This is a genomic window from Chryseobacterium sp. GVT01B (assembly GCF_019970045.1).
GTDB lineage: Bacteria > Bacteroidota > Bacteroidia > Flavobacteriales > Weeksellaceae > Chryseobacterium.
The window spans coordinates 152195-171711 of sequence record NZ_JAHXYI010000001.1 but is presented as its reverse complement, the minus strand read 5'-3'; the positions used below and the strand labels follow the sequence as shown (position 1 = coordinate 171711).

The following is a 19517-nucleotide window of genomic DNA, read 5'->3' as shown; positions in this document are numbered from 1 at the left end:
TAAAGTAGAGAAAAGCCCTATTTCGCTTTTTCTGCCGGAAGACTTAGGAAATAATCGGCTTCACCTCTTCCCCAGTTAGGATCTAAAGCTGTTTTAGGTTTGTAGGTCTTAAATTTTGCCTGTGCGTCTTTAAACATTTCCAATCCTTTGGTTTTACTTCCTCCATACTGCTCTGGAGTAAAATAAACATCTTCTGCTTTGATAAGGGCAATTCTTGGATTTGCCGGCTCTAATTTTTCTGCAGTATTAAGTTCTTCGGCAGCTCTGGCACCGTCTGTCATATATCGCTGTGCCGGATTTACCATCATTCTCAGGGAGTAAGACATTTTTCTCAACAAGTGAATTTCTGCATTGTCTGCTCCGGCAAGATTCTGTGCCATTGAAAGTTGTTTCTCAGCCTGATCTGCAATAGCATCCAGTTCCTGCATTTTTCCATCTCTCATCAAGGTTCTTCCTTTCTGGATATAAGAAAATGCCGCATAATATGCCGGAAGCCATTTTGTGCTTTCCTTGCTTCCTATTCTCTGGAAATCATTGGCCAGGGTCTGGAAATCTTCCGATGTTTTGCAGACTTCTATTCTTCCGATTTTTTCAGTCATTATTTTGTCGTAATCCGCCTGTGCAAAAGCTGTTAAACTCATAAAAGCTAAAGCAAAGCTTAAAAGGTATTTTTTCATGATATCAAATTTTAAAAGTTAGTCTATTTGTTTGTTCTAAGATATGTTTTTTTATAAATTATTATTGATTGCATCATCCGTTTTATCAACTCCGAAGCTTATAAATGCTCCAATGAACACAAAAGTATTGACTGGCGGCACTACAGCAGAACTTCTGGATCCGTCCGCAGAGAAGTTGTAGCCGTATACATTCTTTGATCCTAAAATATTGCTGACACTTAATACGAACACCGGAAAAGCTTTCGCATCTTTTTTACCAATATTGGGCAGATAATTAATACTGAAATTCAAAGCGTTATAATCTTTTAATCTTCCTTCATTTCTTGTATAATTCACTGCTTTCTCATTCTCAAACGTAGAGGCAATGTCATAATAAGGACGTCCTTTTGCATAGGTATATGATAAGTTTACCCCAAGCTTCCATTCCGGAATAAATCTTTTTGCGACTGCAGAAAGGGTATGTTCAGCAGCAAAACCTGGCTGCAGACTGACAGGATAATTAAGAAAATCTCTTTTGGAATCCAGGTAGGAGTAGCTGATCCAGTAATCAATATTTTCAAATGTTTTTTTATTGTCTCTCCAGAAAAACTCCACTCCTTTTGCGTATCCGTATCCATTGTTGTTTAAAGCAGCCTGAGTCTGCTGATTTTGCTCTTTATCCTGATTAATATTAAATGTTTTAATCAGCTGGTCATATTTTTTATAAAATGCTTCAAAGCGTAACGTTCTTCCTTCTGAAGCTCTCTGAACCTGAAAAATATAATGCTGGGACTGTTGGAAACCAAGGTCTGCAGGACCATTGATATATTTACTCTCCGGATTCTGATAAAAGAGACCATAAGCTAAGGAAGTAGTCCAGTCTTTTGCCAGACGATAGGCAATCGCAAAACGAGGGGCAATATTATTCTTTCCTAAAAAAGAAGAATGCTCTGCTCTTACTCCTATTTTCGCTGATAATGCATTGCTGAATCCCAGATCTGTTTCAATAAAAACTGAAGATATCAAATCCTTATAATGTTTCTGTACTGCTTCAAAATTCAGATTTTCATCCGTATTATTCAACTCAAATCCTCCTCTCAGGGCACTGATTCTGTTAATCTTTCTTTCAAGAACGGCTTTGAAGTTCAAGTAATTTCCGTCTGTCAAAAGCTGGTTTCTGTTGGATTCAATATCATTGGTTTCTGTGGAAAAATGAAGATCGGATCTGTTGTAAGAATAAGACCCTCCAACATTCAAAAGATACTTTCCAAATTTCTGCTTAAAAGAGAGGTTATGAAATGTATTTTTTCCGTTAAGCTTTACCAGGCTGAAATCATATCCGGGCTCAAGGCTTTCTGACCTAACCCCCATTTTATTGGAGTTGAACATCCCATAGTATTTGAAAAAGCCACCTGATTTTGTTTTAAATCTGAAATTCAGATCTCCGTTAAGTCCCTGTGGTGCTTCAACAAAGTCTGTATTAAAATTAAAGGTTTTCTGCATCAACGTTAAAAGAGAATATCCTGCTGTAGCTCCATAAGAATAGTTTTTATTATCTCCCAGCTTCTGAAATCCGGCACTCAGAAAAATAGGAGAAATTCCTAAACTGTAAGAACTCTCATCCGGAAGATCAACACTTTCCAGCATCAAAGCTCCTGAGAGAGCCTGTCCGTACAATGCAGAGTATCCACCGCTTGAAAATATATTCCCTTTGAAAAGAGAGGTATTGAACTGATCTCTTCCTGCAATTCCCGGAACAGAATTAGAAAAATAATTGTTGATAAGACTTCCGTCCATAAAAATTTTAGATTCCGTACCTGTTCCCCCTCTGATAAAAAGACCTTCAGTTCCACCTACTTTCTGTACACCCGGAAGATACGTTAAAGCCGAAGAAATCTGCCCGTCTGCACCTGCTGTGGTATAAATATCAATTGGAGAAAGCAGCGCTGTTGCTCTTTTCTTATCGCTTGCTTCAATAGATCCCGCAGAAACTACTACTGCATCAATCTCGCTGATCTGTTCTTTAAGATCGACATTCAAAGAAATTTCCTGATTTTCAATAGAAACTGTTCTTTCTACATTCTCATATTTCGGATGGGTAAACGTTATGGTATGTGCTCCTTTTTCTGAAGTTTCAAAAGAAAAATTACCCTGGGCATCTGTGGTTGTTCCGTCATAGGTGTCTTTCAGAGTAACGTTTACTTCACTCACTCCTTTGTTTTTAAAGGAAACTTTTCCTGAAATCTTCACCTGTGAATACCCCATTATGGAAGCCATCAGGAAGATAAGAAACAGTATGTTTTGTCTTTGAGTTTTCATTTTTATTGTTTTCTGGCTCAAAAATAGAATGAAAAACGCCTTCCGATAAAAAAATTGTTACCGAAAGGCATTCTTTTGCTACCGAATGGGAAATTAGTGAATCGGAATGCAAAAATCTACAATCATCTTTCCTTCCGGATGATCTTTAAAGTTGGAATGATAGATTTCGTAAGGAAAGGTTCTTCTTGTTGTATAATTATTTTCATTCATCCATAAAAACAGAGAAACCCAGCATTGCTCAAAGTCATCCAACGTAACTTCACCACTTCCCACAATGTATTTTCCTGCATCTAAGGTTTCAGCAAATACTTCGCCCTCCTGCTGCTTCAGTTTTTCATCCAGGAGCATGCTGGCATGGATTCTGACTTTATCAAGAGGGGTAATCTTACAGCTGTCATGGTATACAGCGATCATTTTCACATTCTCCCTTGGAAAAAGATTCTTCTTAACCGCCCAGCCTATTAATACGTTGAAAGAAGGTTCTACGTTTGCAATTCCAAGGCTCATTACTGACGCCAGATTCATTTCCGGCATTTCTTTTACTTCGATTTTTAAATTCATGTTGGTCCAATTTAACAGGTTTTCTATGTTGCAAATGTATTGGCTGAAAACCGTATCAATTTGTCCGTTCTTGCGATGTGTTTGTAAAATCTTGTGAAATTTTTCCGGCGCTGATTTCCGGAATTCTGTGGGAGCCAAACCGTAATGTTTTTTAAAAGTTTTACAGAAAACAGAATGATTAGAAAACCCAAGATCCCAATAAATGTTCTTGATTTCCATATTTTTATGTAATGCCAGATGCAGAGCACTTTTTTCTATTTTCTTTCTGATGATATAGTTCTGAAGGGTTTCTCCGGTAACGAGCTTAAATATTCTGTGAAAATGAAAGGGCGAATAGGCACTTACCTCTGAAACTTTCTCCAGAGACAAATCAGAATCAATATGATTATCAATATATTGAATTGTTTTTACAATCCGTTTTTTATATTCTTCCAATTCAAAGTTGTTAGTTTACAAAGATATTTTTCCAGAATGAAAATCTGTTGTCTATTATTGCTATAATCAAGATAATCCACTCGTTTTTACTATAGGATATCTTCTTCAAAATGTTTAAAAAGAGGAATTATATTTCTAATCTTGGGATCTGAAGAAGCTATATAACTATGATAATCTTCGTGAATAAAAACCTCTTTTATAAAGAACCTTTCATCTTCAATGATACACTCATCATTTATGACTTCAAAAGCATCCAACGGAAGCATCATCCCGGCTCCATGCGCTTTTATTACAGCTTCTTTTCTTGTCCAATAGGTAAAAAATCCATTCATTTTATCTTCAGCATCCTGAATTTCCTGAATCTCATCAGAAGTCATCTGAAATGTAAAATCGTGGTAGCTGATCTTCGGGTCGTTGTATTCTATATCTATTCCCAAAGGATATTCTGCAATGGCACAGGCTACAAGCTCTTTGGAATGTGATATGTTGAAATGGAGGTCATATCCTTTCAAATAAGGTTTTTTATTGGGAAGAATGCCAATCTCCACATCCGGAATGTTGTAATAAGTTCTTAATCCGTGCTGTAGAAGTACTTTTCCCATTAAAGAAAGCTGTGCATCCTGCCATCTTCTGTATCTCAGAATATCTTTTTTAATATCATCAGAAAAAACAGGCAGATACCGGTCAAGGAGGAACTGGTGCCTTTCTTCGCTGATAAATGTATACAGAATAATCATTTTCTATTTCTTCTTTGATATGGGATCATTACTTTCACGTTAAAAATAAGCTTTTTTTCGTCCCTTTTTAAAGCAATTCATCTTCTGGTCAAAGTTGCAGAATCTGAGGCTGAAACGTATTGAATTTCGGCTATCCTGCGCGGTATCTTTTGAAAAAAAGACTGGAATCATAAAGCGCTTTGGAAAATCTTTTATAATTTTAGGGTAAAATCACTATAAATCATTTAAAAAATGAAAGTACAAACACTAGCATTATTGGCAGGATTTGCATTTTTAGCAACTTCATGCGGAACAACAAAAACGTATTCTGTAAATGCCAAAAGCGGAACACAAACAGGAGGAACAGCGAAATTTACCCAGAACGGAAATGAGGTAACGATGAAGCTGGATATCACCAATCTTACTTCTGGAATCCATGCAGTACACATTCATGAAAAAGGAGACTGCTCTGCAGCAGACGGAACTTCTACCGGAGGCCACTGGAATCCTTCAAAGAATGATCATGGTAAATGGGGTGCTGAACATTTCCACATGGGAGATATAGGAAACCTGGTTGCTGATCAGAGCGGAACTGCAACATTGACTTTCAAAACAGACAAATGGTGCCTGGGTTGTACGGATGAGTCTAAAAACATTATCGGAAAAGGTCTTATCGTACACGCAGCAGCAGATGATTTCCATACTCAGCCTACCGGAAATGCCGGAGGAAGAGTGGGATGTGTAGAAATTAAATAATCTACTTTATTCAATAAAAAAACCGCTAATTTTCATTAGCGGTTTTTTTATGTCTAGGATTTAGCTCCCATCTCTGATACAATATTCATTGCTTCCTGCAGGTAAAGATCTTTTTTCAGATTCTTGATCCACATTTCAGATTTTTTCTTGAAAGCTTCATCTTTTTTCTCTCTTTCAACTTCACTTGGATACATGATGAACTGAAGGCCATTCTCAAATTTTGTCAAAGCTTTGAACTTTTCAATCTGAGATTTTCTGTTTTTCATCAGCTCATTAAACTTAGTGATATTCAACGTAATATTTTCTTCTTTATCAAGTTTTTCTCTCCACTGAGCAGACTCTAATAACAACTGATAATTGCTGTTTTTAGCCATTCTGTCTGCGCTCGCTTTTTCCAGTGCCTGAATATTGAAATAGTTCAGTTTCTGGAATTTCGTAGGTGGAATTTTGTCCCATGCCAATGCATAGTCATCATATCGTTCTCCTACTTCAGCATAGGTAAAGAAATCTTTCATCTGAATGTCAGAAACGATCCCTTTTCTCTGTGTAGATTCTCCGGTAATTCTGTAGAACTTCTGGATAGTCAGTTTTAAAGATCCGAAATCATCTTCTGTATTCAGGAATCTGTTCAGGTCAACAAAAGTCTGAACGGTTCCTTTTCCAAAAGACTGTGGAGACCCGATAATCATTGCTCTTCCGTTATCCTGCATTACTCCTGCAAGGATTTCTGAAGCTGAAGCTGAAAGCTCGTTTTGCATGATTACCAAAGGACCAGTCCAGATCGGAGTTTCATTTTTATTCTTAAGAGTCTGTATTTTCCCGTTTCCGTCTTTCACCTGAACGTAAGGTCCGGCTTCCATGAAAAGTCCCATAATATCCCCTACTTCTGTTAAAGAACCACCACCGTTATTTCTAAGGTCAAGAATGATTCCCTGGATATTCTGTTCTTTCAGTTTAATGATTTCATTTTTGATATCATCAGAAGCATTTCTTCCTTTTGCATTTTCAAAATCAGCATTAAAGCTTGGAAGGTTGATAAAACCATATTTCTTACCGTTTGGAGTATTCACTACGATACTTCTTGCGAAAGTGTCTTCAATAGCTACTTCCTCACGGATCATTGTTACATCTTTGATGGTACCGTCTTTTTTCTGAACCGTCAGTGTTACCGGAGTACCTTTTTCACCTCTGATCAAACGTACTGCTTCATCAGAAAGCATTCCTACTACATTTACGGCATCTTCTTTCGGTTTAGATCTTACTTTCAGGATTTTATCACCCTCAGAAAGCTGTTTCGACTTCCATGCCGGTGCACCAATGGTAAGAGCTCCTAAGTAAAGGTTTCCTTTTTTCTCCTGGATCAAAGCTCCGATACCGATTACTTTTCCAGTAAACTGAGTATCAAAATCTTCTTTATCTTTTGGAGAATAATAGTTCGTATGCGGATCGAATACTTCTGTGTATGCATTCATATACACGGTAAACCAATCCATTTTCTTTCTCTTTTTGAATCGCGTAAAGGTATCTTTTACAAGGTCTTTTACTTCATCAGTCGCTTTTTTGATTTTTTCGTCCTGAGTAAGCGGCTTAAACTTGATGGTATCTTTCAGCTTGTACTTCTGAACAGAGTCTTTCTTTTCTTTCTGAGCTTCTTCTTTGCTGTTCATCGACTCTACTTCCTGAAGAATATTGTACTTGATGAATTTTTTCCACTCATTATACTGTTCCTGCTTGTTGGCTGGTACCTTTTTAAGCTTCGGCTCAAGAGTAAGCGTTTCATCTTCCTGAAGATTAATTGGCTTGCTGAAAATATCCTGTGTTATTTTATCGATCTCATCCACTCTCTGGTATAGTCTGTCAATCGTAAGCTTATAGAATGTAAGATCACCCTGACCGATATAATCATCAAGCTTTGTCTCATGCTTGTTGAATTCATCCATATCAGATTGCAGGAAATATCTTTTAGCGGGATCTACCAATTCGAAATAATGCTTATAAACGTCCTTCGAATAGGCATCATTGATAGTCTTGGGGCTATAATGCAGATAAGAAAGTGTGTTTTTTACGCTCACCATAATCGTCTGCATCTTTTCATCGTCATTCTTTGGCGAGTTGAAACAAAACATTAGACTGGTTAATGGAATAAGAAGTAAAAATTTATTCAGTTTGAAATTTTTCCACATAAACTGTCTTTATTTATTAATTTTTTTAAAATAAGTATAATAATTAGTAGCAGTAAGTTTGGTACTGTTACAAATGATCAAATTTAATACCTTATTTGCAATTATCAGATAGTTTTAACCATTTTTATTAAATAGACTTACAAATAATAATAACAGTGTTAGCCATTTCCGATTATCAGGCAGTTTACCTCCTGAATGAAATAATTATCATTCTGTTTTCAAGATATAGACTCAGTATTTATTTTTCATCAAAAACTAAAAACACATACCACAAAAAACAATTTTTGCCCATAAAGGCATAAAATATGCAGAGAATTAAACATACAAATTCAAAATATTAAGTCATGAAAAGTTTATTATGGTTAGTAGCAGTCATCTGCATCGTTGTTTGGCTTTTAGGAATGTTAGGAATAGTTCCTGGAATGAGCACGGGTTATTTAATCCACGTTTTACTGGTCATTGCCATTATAGTTATTCTTTATAATATCATTTCCGGCAGAAAACCTCTCGACTAGTTTATTATTTTGTAAAACCACTTAAAATTAAAACAACCATCAGGCTTAACAGATGCTTTTTAGCGAAGTTGTAATATATTTTGTCTTGAAAAGCATCTGTAAGTACTGTGGTTACTCTTATTCTCAAAAAAACCGGGATTATATCAAATATTAATTTTGCTTTATTTTAAGTTTAATTTTTACTCCTTTCCCTCTTTCCTTTACATGCATCTTGCCTCATTTCAGGGTGAAAATAAGAAAATCTCAATTTCGATTTCACAACAATCAATAATAAATCTGCTGTTTTATCACGTCTTATTTTTGCCTACATTTGATGGGTTGAAAATCTATTTGTTCTATTCTGAAATGAACAAATTCACTCTATTTGAATAAAAATATTAAAGATAATTTATGGAAAGACCGCTTATTCTGGTTACTAATGATGATGGAATTACAGCTCCTGGTATCAGAAATCTTATCAGTTTTATGAATGAAATCGGAGAAGTAGTTGTTGTGGCACCTAACTCTCCTCAAAGTGGAAAAGGCCACGCTATTACCATTAATTCTACCCTGAGCTACGAAGAAGTTACCCTGGATGGCCCGCAGACAGATTTTTCATGCAGCGGAACTCCTGTAGACTGTGTAAAGATGGCTCTTGATAAAATTCTGAAAAGAAGACCTGATATTGTGGTTTCAGGAATCAATCACGGAGCAAACTCTTCTATTAATGTGATCTATTCGGGAACGATGTCAGCTGCAGTAGAAGCGGGTGTAGAAGGAATTCCTGCGATTGGATTCTCATTACTGGATTTCAGCTGGGAAGCTGATTTTACCCAGGCTAAGGAATTTATTCAGAATATCGTAAGAAGAACTCTGGAAAACCCAATGCCTAGAGGAATTGTATTGAATGTAAATATTCCTAAACTTCCTGCTGAAGAAATAAAAGGCGTAAAAGTATGTAAACAGGCCCACGCAAAATGGGAAGAAAGCTTTGACGAAAGAATAAACCCTCACGGTAAAAAATATTACTGGCTGACCGGTTATTTTAACAATATGGATGATTCTGAAGATGCTGATGAAACTGCATTGGCAAACGGATATATTTCTATTGTTCCGGTAAAGTTTGACCTTACGGCATATGAATACATGAAAACACTGGAGGAAGTAATGACTTTTGAAGATGTAAAAGAAGTAAAATAACCAAAGAGATAATAAAAGCGTGAAATCAGATTTCACGCTTTGCTTTTATAGTGTTAAAATAATACTTTATCTTCTTTTCTGAGCTCTTCCAGATATGCCTTTTTATCATCTCTGTAAAAAAGATTCATAGTTTCAAAAGGAATTAACTTCAGGTCTTTATTGACAATATGTACGCACGACTTCTTCACTGCCCTTACATCAAAATCATGAGCATCCATAAAGTTCATAATAATGATTCTGAAAAGGTTATCATAGTCAAGATCCGGAGCACATACTTCCGGCAGACAACACAGTAACTGATTGACCTTAGGCTGAACTTTATCTACGGAAATTCCGGTACTAAAAATATCCAGCAGCTGCATGTGCAGTCCCTTATCCTGTTCGTAAACAATGGTATTCCTTGATTCATTATTCAGAAGATCTGCAGGATTGATATATCGGGTTAAAGGAATTATTTCGTCCTGAAGTTTTAAGATATATCCCATAGCCAGAGCATCCGGATTGCACGGAACAGGAATAATATCATCAGAATTTAATAAAGGAAACTGATTGATAATTTCCTGTCTCACTTCAGTTAAGGTAATTTTTTCATGAGCAGAGTCTTCCCGGTTTCTTCCGGCAATTTCAACAGGCTGGAAGGTAATTCCTCTTACACATTTCTGTTTCAGGGCAAATTCTATAATTTTTCCTATTTCATCAATATTTTTATCCTTTTGAAGAACAATAACCAATGTAGTTGAAAGATTAAGCTCATTAAGTTTTTCCAGTGCCTTCATTCTGACTGCAGCAAGATCCTTCCCTCTGAAATCTTCCAGGACTTCAGGCTTAAATGAATCAAACTGAAGGTAAATTTCAAATTCAGGAGCATACATCGCCAATTTTTCAGCAAATCCCGGATCATTGGCTATTCTGATTCCGTTGGTATTCAGCATCAGATGTTTGATCGGTTTTGATTTGGCAATATCCATAATTTTGAAAAACTCCGGATGAATTGTAGGTTCCCCTCCACTGATCTGCACCACGTCCGGTTCACCTTCATTTTTTACGATAACATCAAACATGGCCTCAATTTCTTCAAGGCTTCTGTGACTTCCATAATGAGGTGAGGACATTGCATAACAGGTTGGACAGGTCAGGTTACAACGATCTGTAACTTCTACAATAGAAAGACAGCTGTGCTGTTCATGATCTACGCATAGTCCACAATCATAAGGGCACCCATATTCTACATCGGTTCCAAAATGAAGGGGCATTTCAGAGGCTTTATTATAATTTCTTATATTTTTATAATAATGTACATCAGAAGCTATTTTTGTTTTGAAAAAGCCATGATCCGGGCATCTTTTGGTCATAAAAACAGTTTCATCCTCAATAATGATTTTGGCTCCTATCCTTTTAAGGCATTCCGGGCAAAGACTGATTGTATAGTCGTAATAGGTATAATTTCTTACTGGCATAGCAAAATTTTTAAAGTCCTCCGCAAATATAACCGCTGATCAATCCACAGATCAGAAGGGATATAAGCATTGTCTGAATAAATTGTTTCCTGGTGAATTTCCGGTCTCCCTTTCTTTCGTAAATAAGTTTTGTTATAACAGTGACAATAAGGGATAAAACCAGTGCAACCAAAATAATTGCACCAACGATAATTACGACTAACCCTGCCAGATTGCCGACTTCTAAAATAGTTAACGTTTTCATCTTGAATATTTTGAATATAAAGACCTGGTATTTTTAATTTTATAAATGTAGTAAATAATTACGCAGATACAGACCATTTGAATCGTACCCAAATTTGCAGTGATTTCTGCCCTTGGTTTTATAAAATCTAAAAAGAATCTGAATGTAAAATAGCTGAGCATAAACAGCTGAAAAATAAAACCGGAAGGGTATTTCTTATGATTTTGAATATACTTTAATCCTATCCAAAGAAAAATTAAAAAGGCTATTTCATACAAAGCAACAGGATGCCTGAGATATTGGTCCCCCAGATGCATTCCAAAAACAGAATCAGTAGGAATGCCATATGTTTCTTCGCCAATACCGGTAAGAAAACACCCTATTCTGCCTATAATCATGGCCAGTATGAGAGGAAAAACAATAAGATCTCCCGTACTTTCTTTATGGTGTACTATCTTTTTTGCCAGCTCTACTCCCAATAAGCCAAAAGCCAGCCCTCCTATAATGGTATTGCTTGACCAGAACTTTCTGATAGAAAAATTGTCAAATAATGCATAAGGATTTTCAAGATTACCGATCAGTTTAGAGCCTATCAAAGCTCCGGCAGTAGCACCTATTAAAACCGCCGCAGAAGTATTGAAAGAAAGTTTTTCATTAGACTTTCGTTTCAGATAAAAATAATATCTCATACCCAAGAACATTCCGACAGCCTCAAAAAGTGGATGCGCAAGGATTGTTTTGCCGAAAATATGAAATGTTACAGGAAAATCCATTATTTCAAAAATACACTATTTCATATTATTCACTACCTTTATTCTGACAAATAATTACAAAATGCGTATAGAATATGACATAAAACTGGGGTTCAAGGATGTAATGTTCCGCCCTAAACGTTCTACTTTAAAATCTCGTTCAGAGGTTGATTTACAAAGAGAATTTACTTTTAAACATACTAAGAAAAAATGGACAGGTGTTCCCGTAATTGCTGCTAATATGGATACTGTAGGAACTTTTGAAATGGCTGTAGAGCTGGCAAAAGAAAAGATTATTACAGCGATTCACAAACATTATACTCCTGAACAATGGGATCAATTTCTAGAAAGCCAGCCGGAAAGTATTCATCAATATATTGCTTTAAGCACAGGAACCGGAAAAGCTGATGAGGAAAAAATAAGACTGATTCTTGAAAAGCACCCAAAAATTGAGTTTCTCTGCATTGATGTAGCCAATGGTTATTCTGAGCATTTCGTTGGATTTGTGAAGAAAGCAAGGGCTAATTTTCCGGATAAAATTATTATCGCCGGAAATGTTGTTACAGGAGAAATGGTGGAAGAGCTTCTTCTTGTAGGTGCCGATATTATAAAGGTAGGTATTGGTCCCGGATCTGTTTGTACTACCAGGGTAAAAACAGGGGTTGGATATCCTCAGCTTTCTGCTATTATTGAATGTGCTGATGCTGCTCACGGCCTAGGTGGACATATCATCGCTGATGGTGGATGTAAAGTTCCCGGTGATGTTGCAAAAGCCTTTGGAGGAGGCGCTGATTTCGTAATGCTGGGCGGGATGTTTGCCGGTCATGATGAAAGCGGCGGCGAAATGATTGAAGAAAATGGTAAAAAATACCGCCTTTTCTATGGAATGAGTTCCAAAACGGCAATGGATAAGCATTCCGGAGGAGTGGCCGAATATCGGGCTTCTGAAGGAAAAACAGTGAAAGCAGCGTATAAAGGTCCTGTTGCAGACACTGTAAAAGATATTTTGGGGGGCGTAAGGTCTACCTGTACTTATGTAGGAGCTTCAAAGCTTAAAGAACTTTCCAAGAGAACCACTTTTATCCGGGTTCAGGAACAGGAAAATCAGGTTTTTAAAGATTAAAAAATAATAACATAAAAGGCTTTAGATAATAATTCTAAAGCCTTTTTTATTCTTTCGTTCTAATATATTTTTTATTAAAATATTTTTGAAGCTGGTCATTTACATAGGTTTCCTGTTCTTTTACAGAAGCCATTTCATCGGTATGTAAAATTCTAGGAACTTCTTTTATCTTATCCACTACAACAGAGTCTTGAGAAGAATTTCTAATGATGTTTATCCTTTCATCCATCTCTTTTTCATATTCCTTAAGATCTGTAGTAAGAAGTTCCATAACTATATTTCCCCCATTAAAATCAATATTAAAATAAGAATACTTTTCCGGGAAAATTTTAAGTTCAGGAAGAAAAACAATCAAAAGAGAAACCCACCAGAACTTTTTTATTTTTTCAAATTTAAAGTATAACAACAGTGAAAAAGTAAGCAGGAAATAAAAGAGTATACTTTCAAACTGTCTTGCAATAGAGGTGAGAATATAGCTTGTAAATAATAAAGGAATCAGTGAAACAGACCAAAATAAAACCGCTTTTTTAAATGTTATCTGCACAGTGATCCTTTTAAGCTCTTCTTCAAAAACTTTAATAAATAATGGAAGTACTGCAATAACTTTTAATCCTACATAAGTTGTATCAGCACCCAAAAGAGCAATCCTTTTCAGCCATTTTACCATTCCTCTTTCCACCTCTCCCATTCTGTTGAAGTTTCCTGGTGCAAGAAAACAAACAAGTAAAAAAACAGTTCCTATCAATACCAAAAGCAAGTTTTCTTTATTACGTTTCTGATAATAAGTGACTAACAGAAGTCCTTCGAGAATCAATGCCAGAATTTCATTAGAACCCATCAGCATGATGATCAACAAAGCTGAAAGGTAAAACCAAATTTTCCGTTTTGTATCCTCATATTTTTTGAAAAAATAGAGTAAAATCCCGGATAAAATGACAGGAACGAAATAGATATTGGAACCCGTCACCCAGAAGTAATGCTCTGGTAAGCTTACCAGAAGTACTGTGTAAAAGAAAAACAGAAGAAATCCTTTTTTGAGGGATTCTTTCAAAGAATAGTTGAAATATTCTTTAAAGTTTAATGCTGAAACTCCAATAAAGGACAGCATCAAGAATACCGGATATATTTTCGGAAGAATAGTTTTACTGTCATAAAAGACAGGGTTAAACATGTTAAGGGAATATCCGAAATATCTTCCTCCCCATTGTGTATAGGTATCTATAAAACATTGGATCAGTCCAAGTTTTCTGGTAGCATAAGAACAAAAATAATCATCGGTCTGATATACATTAAAAAAACTAATGTATGCCAGACCGATGATTAGTAATATCGACAAGAATAATACTATATTCTGTACTTTTTTCATTTTCTAAGTTAACATTCCACCGTCAACGTTTAACGTTTGCCCGGTAATGTATGCTGACATTTCGCTGCCTAAGAATACACAGGCATTCGCGATATCCGCAGGCTGCCCTCCTCTTTTCATTGGAATTTCTTCTCTCCATCCCTGAACTGTTTTTTCGTCCAGAACAGCAGTCATTTCCGTTTCAATGAATCCTGGAGCAATAGCATTACATCTGATATTTCTTGATCCTAATTCCAATGCCACAGATTTTGTAAACCCTATTACACCTGCTTTAGAAGCTGCATAGTTGGCTTGTCCGGCATTTCCTTTCACTCCTACTACAGAAGTCATATTGATGATAGATCCGGATCTGGCCTTCATCATCGGCTTAATCACCGCTTTTGTAAGGTTAAAAACTGAATCTAAGTTTACTTTGATTACTTTATCCCAATCATCTTTGGACATTCTCAATAACAGGTTATCTTTTGTAATTCCTGCATTGTTTATTAAAATATCAATCTGCCCGAACTCTGCCATCACATCTTCCACCAACTTCTGAGCTGCATCATAATCTGATGCGTCAGACTGATATCCCTTAATTTGGGTTACAGAACTTAAAGCTGCTTCTAATTCTTTTGCTTTGTCTACAGAGCCAGCGTAGGTAAATGCTACTTTTGCCCCTTGCTGAGCAAACATTTCAGCGATACCCTTACCGATTCCTCTTGTAGCTCCGGTAATTAGTGCTACTTTTCCTTCTAATATTTTCATATCTATTGACAATTATTTTTCTTTTAACTCATTCAGCTTGTGACAGCTGACTCTTATAATTTCTACAATTCCTATCCGGAATTAAACGGTTTGCAAAGATATTATAAATTGTTATTCAACCCATTGAATTTGTTAAAATACTGGATTATTTTGATAATTATTTGGATTTTTATTACAGCTGAACAGAATTATTTTTAAATCTCGTGAAATAAATAAAGTCTGTTTTTTTGCTTCTATCCAGCTTCAGTACTTCTTTCTGCCAGAAATATTTGTCGTAAATAATCTCCTTCAAAGGTTCATTCTGAAAGTTTGAAACTCCGAATTTTCCTTCTTTTTTTACTACAATTTCGTTCTCGGCATTCCCGAATGTAATAATATCTTCGTAAATAAAGGGAACAATTTCTGTTCCTTTTCCATCCAGAATGCCATAGAGATTGCCTGTATTTTTACACACCAAAGGTTTTGAATACTGATTAAGCGGATTAAAATATTCTACATCTTCATTTCTGATCTGACTGATATTCTTCAACTCTGCCGTTGAGCCATCTTTTACAGAAAACCTATAGTAACGATCCTGTTTTCCAATAATAAGATTGTCGGGATAAAAGCCTAAAATCTGTACGCCTTCCCCAACAATATTCTTCAGATCCTTATCCAGAAATTGTTCTTCATTTCCTTTTTTAAGGTAGATGAAGTCTTTCCCGGAAATGGTAAAAGCTTTAATAAAATCATATTCCTGAGGAAGAATGATATTCCCCTCCAGATCAACAATTCCGGATTTCTTTACTTTATCATTATAGACACTGAAAAAATTATTCAATAAAGGGTTTACGTATTTAAAAGTCTGGGAATACAGTTTCTTATCTTTTTTATTGAAGACCGTTGCTTTTCCGTTTTTTATAAGGTAGATATATTCTTTTCTGCCAAAGTATTCCGGAGTGATATCATTAAAGATTTCCTCAGCAAGTATATTTTCTTCGGTGTCAATCAAACCGTATTTTCCTGTACTTTTATTTCTGGTAATCAGATAAGGATACGCATTGATATCTACTACCTGTTTTGAAAATTTATGCAGGGTCTGACCATTATTTCCAATGATTTCGCTTTCATTGTCATCATTAATGATCAATGCTTTACCCTCTTCAAAGTTGTAATCTTCTTTAAATTCCCGGCTGCTGAGCTGCTTTCCGTTAAGATCATACAGAAACCATTTTTTATCTTTTAAAACAAAGAATCTATCCTTCCCCGAAAATCGGATCTTTTCAGCATAAGGAATAATTTCCTTTCCGTTATAATCGTAGACGGCTTCTTTGCCTTGTTTTGAAGAAATAATGCGGTCTTTACTCCACCAGGGTGTATTGAATTCCTGATCATTCAAAGCAATGAATTCCTTTCCTTTTTCGTCAATAATAGCTGATTTTCTATTGTTTCCGTCTTCAGAATAAAGAATAAATCTGTTTTTAAAAATGTGTAAAATTCCGCCTCTGTAGGGAGATTCAAAGGTAATGGTCCCTAAAGAGTCTACTATTGCCTGCTTTTTAGATCCGGAATCATAAGCCGTTCCATATCCGTCCGAATAGGAATTCACCTCCTTCCCAGTCTTTTTCGACAGGATTACTTTCATATACTGGTTAGTCTGTGCTGTACAGACTACAGAACACAATACAAAAACTAATTTTTTCAAGAAAAATTAAATAGAATTGTTGACAATAAGAACGATCTCTCCTTTTAAGGTTTTACTCTTGGAAAATTCAATTAATTCATTGATTGTTCCCCGTTTGGTTTCTTCAAATTTCTTAGAAATCTCTCGGCTCAGGCTTACTTTGGTTTCTTCTCCAAAAAACTCTTTGATCTGCTCCAGTGTCGTGTTGATTTTATGGGGACTTTCGTAAAGAACGATGGTCTTTTTTTCTTCCGCAAGCTGTTTTAGTTTTGTTTGTCTGCCTTTTTTCTGCGGTAAAAAACCTGCGAATAAAAATTCATTGTTGGGAAGACCTGAAACAACAAGTGCAGGAATGAGAGCCGTTGCTCCGGGAAGACAGATCATATCAATATTATTGTCTGCTCCTGCTTTTGCCAGCAAATACCCCGGATCCGAAATACCGGGTGTTCCCGCATCGGTAATAATAGCGATATTCTGACCGTTTTTAAGGTCTGTAATCACTTTCTCAGTTGCCTGGTGTTCATTATGTAAATGATAAGATTTTAAAGGCTTTGAGATTTCAAAATGCTTTAAAAGTATTCCGGAAGTTCTTGTGTCTTCACATAAAATATAATCAACTTCTTTAAGGACGTTGACCGCCCTGAAAGTCATATCTTCCAGATTCCCAACAGGTGTGGGAACAAAATATAAGATTCCGCTCAAAATTATAAGAATTTATTTTCTACCAATATCCAAAGTCTCTGAGCATATTCATCCACTTTATTCCATTTTCTTTCGTAATACAGATCACTCAGATATTCTTTGGCTTCTTCCAGTGTTTTGAACTGGTTTAGCTGGAATACCGTATCATTCAGATCGGTCTGACTTCCTTCAAAGAGCATTTTTGAGAAAGCAATTCTGTCATTCAGATCCAGTTTAAATTCCGGTTTCTGTTTGTCTGCTTCCATAAAGTTGGTAGGAATATTAGACTTCAGAATACTTCCGTTATCTTCTTTCTCTGCTACAGGCTCTTTTTCGTTAGGAAATTCTCTTTCCAAAGGATCGTCATCAAAAAGTGACTGAACGGCCTTCAATCCTTTGATATTGGATAATTTTATTTTTTTCTCCTGATGATAGGCTTCTAAATTTTCAAAGCTTTCATCAGAAGGATGTTTTTCTGTTTCTTCAGCAGCAGGTTTATCGATCTCTACGATTTTTCTTCTGTCATAAACTTCAGCAAGGATGCTTTCCTCCTTTATCTCTTCTACTGAATGATCATTTTTAATCTCACTCAGAATATTTTCTACATTGGAAGTTTCTGTGGCCATTTCTCCCTGCTCAATCGAAACATTAGAAGCTACAAACTGCTCCTCATTTTCTTCGATCAGTATTTCATCTTCCAGAGTTTCTGTATCAAAAATACTTGGAATAATTTCCGTCACAGGAACTTTAGCATCATTTACTTCGGCGAAATCAGTTTCATTTTTTGATTCTTGCTCAGCATTTTCCTCTTCCTGCTCATCCATTTCATTCAGCTGGTTGTTGAAAATAGCTTCTTCCTCTGTCACTTCATGATGAAACAGATCTTCATTGAGATCTTCATCTGAATCCGGGGTAGAATCTGCAAGAATTTTTTCTTCGTCTACAAAACTCAGAACAGCTCTCTGCTCTTCTGAAATTTCATTTTCATCTATTTCATTCAACTGATTATTAAAAACAGCTTCTTCTTCCAGGATTTCATGATCAGAATCCTGTTCCTGAGTATTTTCCGGTACTTTTTCTTCGTAACCTTCTTCCACAAAGCTTACCATATTTTCATGGAATTCATTTTCAACAATTTCATTCAGCTGGTTATTGAAAACGGCTTCCTCTTCTTCAGAACCGGTTAAGAAAATTTCATTCTCATCAATTTCGTTCAGCTCATTATTAAAAATAGCTTCCTCTTCTGTTACCTCATTTCCTTTGTCATAATGTTCCGTTTCTCCGGATGCAAAAGAGATGTGCTGATTGTCCGGATTCTGCCCCGGTTGATCTGTAACGAAATATTCAATATTCTTTTCCAGCAGTTTCAAAAAAGAAATCCTGTTAGCAAGCTCATCTACAAGATCTTGCTTGGAAAGTAATTCGTCTACGTTGCTTATTTTGTCCAGATTATCAATGATATTCATGGATTCAAAAAAAATCTTTTCCTTTAAATCTTGGATATTCTGCATAATAAGATTCTTATTAAAATTGCTTACTTTTGATGTTAAAAATATACGGCTAATTTAACAAATGTTTTTAGAAAATACAATTAATCATTCCAAACAAAGTGGTTGGATGGAAGTGATTTGTGGCTCTATGTTTTCGGGTAAAACCGAGGAACTGATCCGCAGATTGCGAAGAGCGGAAATGGCAGGACAGAATGTGGAAATTTTTAAACCAAAAATGGATATACGGTATTCTGAAGAGGATGTAGTGTCTCATAATCAGAATAAAATCCGCAGTACAGCAGTAGAAAACCCTAATGAAATTCTTCTGCTGGCTTCCAATTGTGATGTAGTAGCTATTGATGAAGCTCAGTTTTTTGATGAAAGCATTGTTGATGTTGCCAACCAGCTTGCCAATAGCGGGATCAGAGTGGTGATTGCAGGATTGGATATGGACTTTTTAGGTCGACCATTCGGGCCAATGCCCAATTTGATGGCCACTGCCGAGTATGTTACAAAAGTGCATGCTATTTGTAAGAGAACAGGTAATCTTGCCAATTATTCTATGAGAATTTCCCAGGGAGATAATCTGGTAGAATTGGGAGAAACCGAAAGCTATGAGGCAGTAAGCCGCCGTGTATTTATTGACGAAGTACTTTTAAAAAGAAAATAAGGGACTGAATACCCCTAAAAATATT

At 36.0% G+C, this 19517-nt stretch carries 18 protein-coding genes; 5 read left to right on the top strand and 13 right to left on the bottom strand.

Annotated elements, in window-relative coordinates:
* Window positions 1-17 precede the first annotated feature (17 nt).
* From LC457_RS00770 to LC457_RS00755, 4 genes are all read right to left on the bottom strand, one after another.
* Entirely contained in the window at window positions 18-677 is a 660-nt protein-coding gene (locus LC457_RS00770) for a hypothetical protein (RefSeq protein WP_223598194.1), read from the bottom strand.
* Between the two features lie 51 nt (window positions 678-728).
* Complete coding sequence (locus LC457_RS00765; RefSeq protein WP_223598193.1) at window positions 729-2975, bottom strand: TonB-dependent receptor; 2247 nt, start codon at window positions 2973-2975, stop codon at window positions 729-731.
* Window positions 2976-3068: 93 nt separating this feature from the next.
* Window positions 3069-3971, bottom strand: coding sequence for a GyrI-like domain-containing protein (locus LC457_RS00760; protein WP_223598192.1), 903 nt, complete (start codon window positions 3969-3971; stop codon window positions 3069-3071).
* An 89-nt stretch (window positions 3972-4060) separates the two neighbouring features.
* On the bottom strand, window positions 4061-4708 hold the full coding sequence (locus tag LC457_RS00755; protein ID WP_223598191.1) for a 4'-phosphopantetheinyl transferase superfamily protein: 648 nt from the start codon (window positions 4706-4708) through the stop codon (window positions 4061-4063).
* Window positions 4709-4939: 231 nt separating this feature from the next.
* Here LC457_RS00755 and LC457_RS00750 point away from each other — a divergent pair, with 231 nt between their 5' ends.
* Window positions 4940-5443, top strand: coding sequence for a superoxide dismutase family protein (locus tag LC457_RS00750; RefSeq protein WP_223598190.1), 504 nt, complete (start codon window positions 4940-4942; stop codon window positions 5441-5443).
* 53 nt (window positions 5444-5496) lie between these two features.
* On the opposite strand, the gene LC457_RS00745 is transcribed toward LC457_RS00750, so the two are convergent.
* On the bottom strand, window positions 5497-7626 hold the full coding sequence (locus LC457_RS00745) for a carboxy terminal-processing peptidase (protein WP_223598189.1): 2130 nt from the start codon (window positions 7624-7626) through the stop codon (window positions 5497-5499).
* Window positions 7627-7970: 344 nt separating this feature from the next.
* Between LC457_RS00745 and LC457_RS00740 the strand changes: the two genes are divergently transcribed.
* Window positions 7971-8141, top strand: a complete 171-nt coding sequence (locus LC457_RS00740; protein ID WP_047426491.1) for a lmo0937 family membrane protein — start codon at window positions 7971-7973, stop codon at window positions 8139-8141.
* Between the two features lie 390 nt (window positions 8142-8531).
* Complete coding sequence (gene surE / locus LC457_RS00735) at window positions 8532-9320, top strand: 5'/3'-nucleotidase SurE (RefSeq protein ID WP_142717462.1); 789 nt, start codon at window positions 8532-8534, stop codon at window positions 9318-9320.
* 53 nt (window positions 9321-9373) lie between these two features.
* Here surE and LC457_RS00730 read toward each other — a convergent pair whose 3' ends face one another.
* The 3 genes from LC457_RS00730 to LC457_RS00720 are packed head-to-tail and all read right to left on the bottom strand — an operon-like array spanning window position 9374 to window position 11773.
* Entirely contained in the window at window positions 9374-10777 is a 1404-nt protein-coding gene (locus LC457_RS00730) for a radical SAM protein (protein WP_223598188.1), read from the bottom strand.
* Between the two features lie 10 nt (window positions 10778-10787).
* On the bottom strand, window positions 10788-11021 hold the full coding sequence (locus LC457_RS00725) for a hypothetical protein (RefSeq protein ID WP_223598187.1): 234 nt from the start codon (window positions 11019-11021) through the stop codon (window positions 10788-10790).
* Window positions 11018-11773: a prolipoprotein diacylglyceryl transferase gene (locus LC457_RS00720; protein WP_223598186.1), complete on the bottom strand. Its 756-nt coding sequence runs from the start codon at window positions 11771-11773 to the stop codon at window positions 11018-11020. Before LC457_RS00720 ends, LC457_RS00725 begins: the two co-directional genes overlap by 4 nt.
* A 61-nt stretch (window positions 11774-11834) precedes the next feature.
* On the opposite strand from LC457_RS00720, the gene LC457_RS00715 reads away from it, so the two are divergent.
* A complete protein-coding gene (locus tag LC457_RS00715) occupies window positions 11835-12875 on the top strand; it encodes a GMP reductase (protein ID WP_223598185.1) in 1041 nt (346 codons plus the stop codon).
* 46 nt (window positions 12876-12921) lie between these two features.
* On the opposite strand, the gene LC457_RS00710 is transcribed toward LC457_RS00715, so the two are convergent.
* From LC457_RS00710 to LC457_RS00690, 5 genes are all read right to left on the bottom strand, one after another.
* On the bottom strand, window positions 12922-14241 hold the full coding sequence (locus LC457_RS00710) for a DUF6056 family protein (RefSeq protein WP_223598184.1): 1320 nt from the start codon (window positions 14239-14241) through the stop codon (window positions 12922-12924).
* 3 nt (window positions 14242-14244) lie between these two features.
* The gene (gene fabG, locus LC457_RS00705) at window positions 14245-14988 is read right to left on the bottom strand and encodes a 3-oxoacyl-[acyl-carrier-protein] reductase (protein WP_129041169.1); all 744 of its coding nucleotides are present in this window, start codon (window positions 14986-14988) and stop codon (window positions 14245-14247) included.
* A 172-nt stretch (window positions 14989-15160) separates the two neighbouring features.
* The gene (locus LC457_RS00700; RefSeq protein ID WP_223598183.1) at window positions 15161-16672 is read right to left on the bottom strand and encodes a WG repeat-containing protein; all 1512 of its coding nucleotides are present in this window, start codon (window positions 16670-16672) and stop codon (window positions 15161-15163) included.
* Window positions 16673-16678: 6 nt separating this feature from the next.
* Window positions 16679-17353: a 16S rRNA (cytidine(1402)-2'-O)-methyltransferase gene (rsmI, locus tag LC457_RS00695; RefSeq protein WP_047377914.1), complete on the bottom strand. Its 675-nt coding sequence runs from the start codon at window positions 17351-17353 to the stop codon at window positions 16679-16681.
* Window positions 17354-17355: 2 nt separating this feature from the next.
* Entirely contained in the window at window positions 17356-18843 is a 1488-nt protein-coding gene (locus LC457_RS00690; RefSeq protein WP_223598182.1) for a hypothetical protein, read from the bottom strand.
* 61 nt (window positions 18844-18904) lie between these two features.
* On the opposite strand from LC457_RS00690, the gene LC457_RS00685 reads away from it, so the two are divergent.
* Window positions 18905-19492 (top strand): thymidine kinase, encoded by a 588-nt coding sequence (locus tag LC457_RS00685; RefSeq protein WP_223598181.1) that lies wholly within the window; start codon window positions 18905-18907, stop codon window positions 19490-19492.
* Window positions 19493-19517 lie beyond the last annotated feature (25 nt).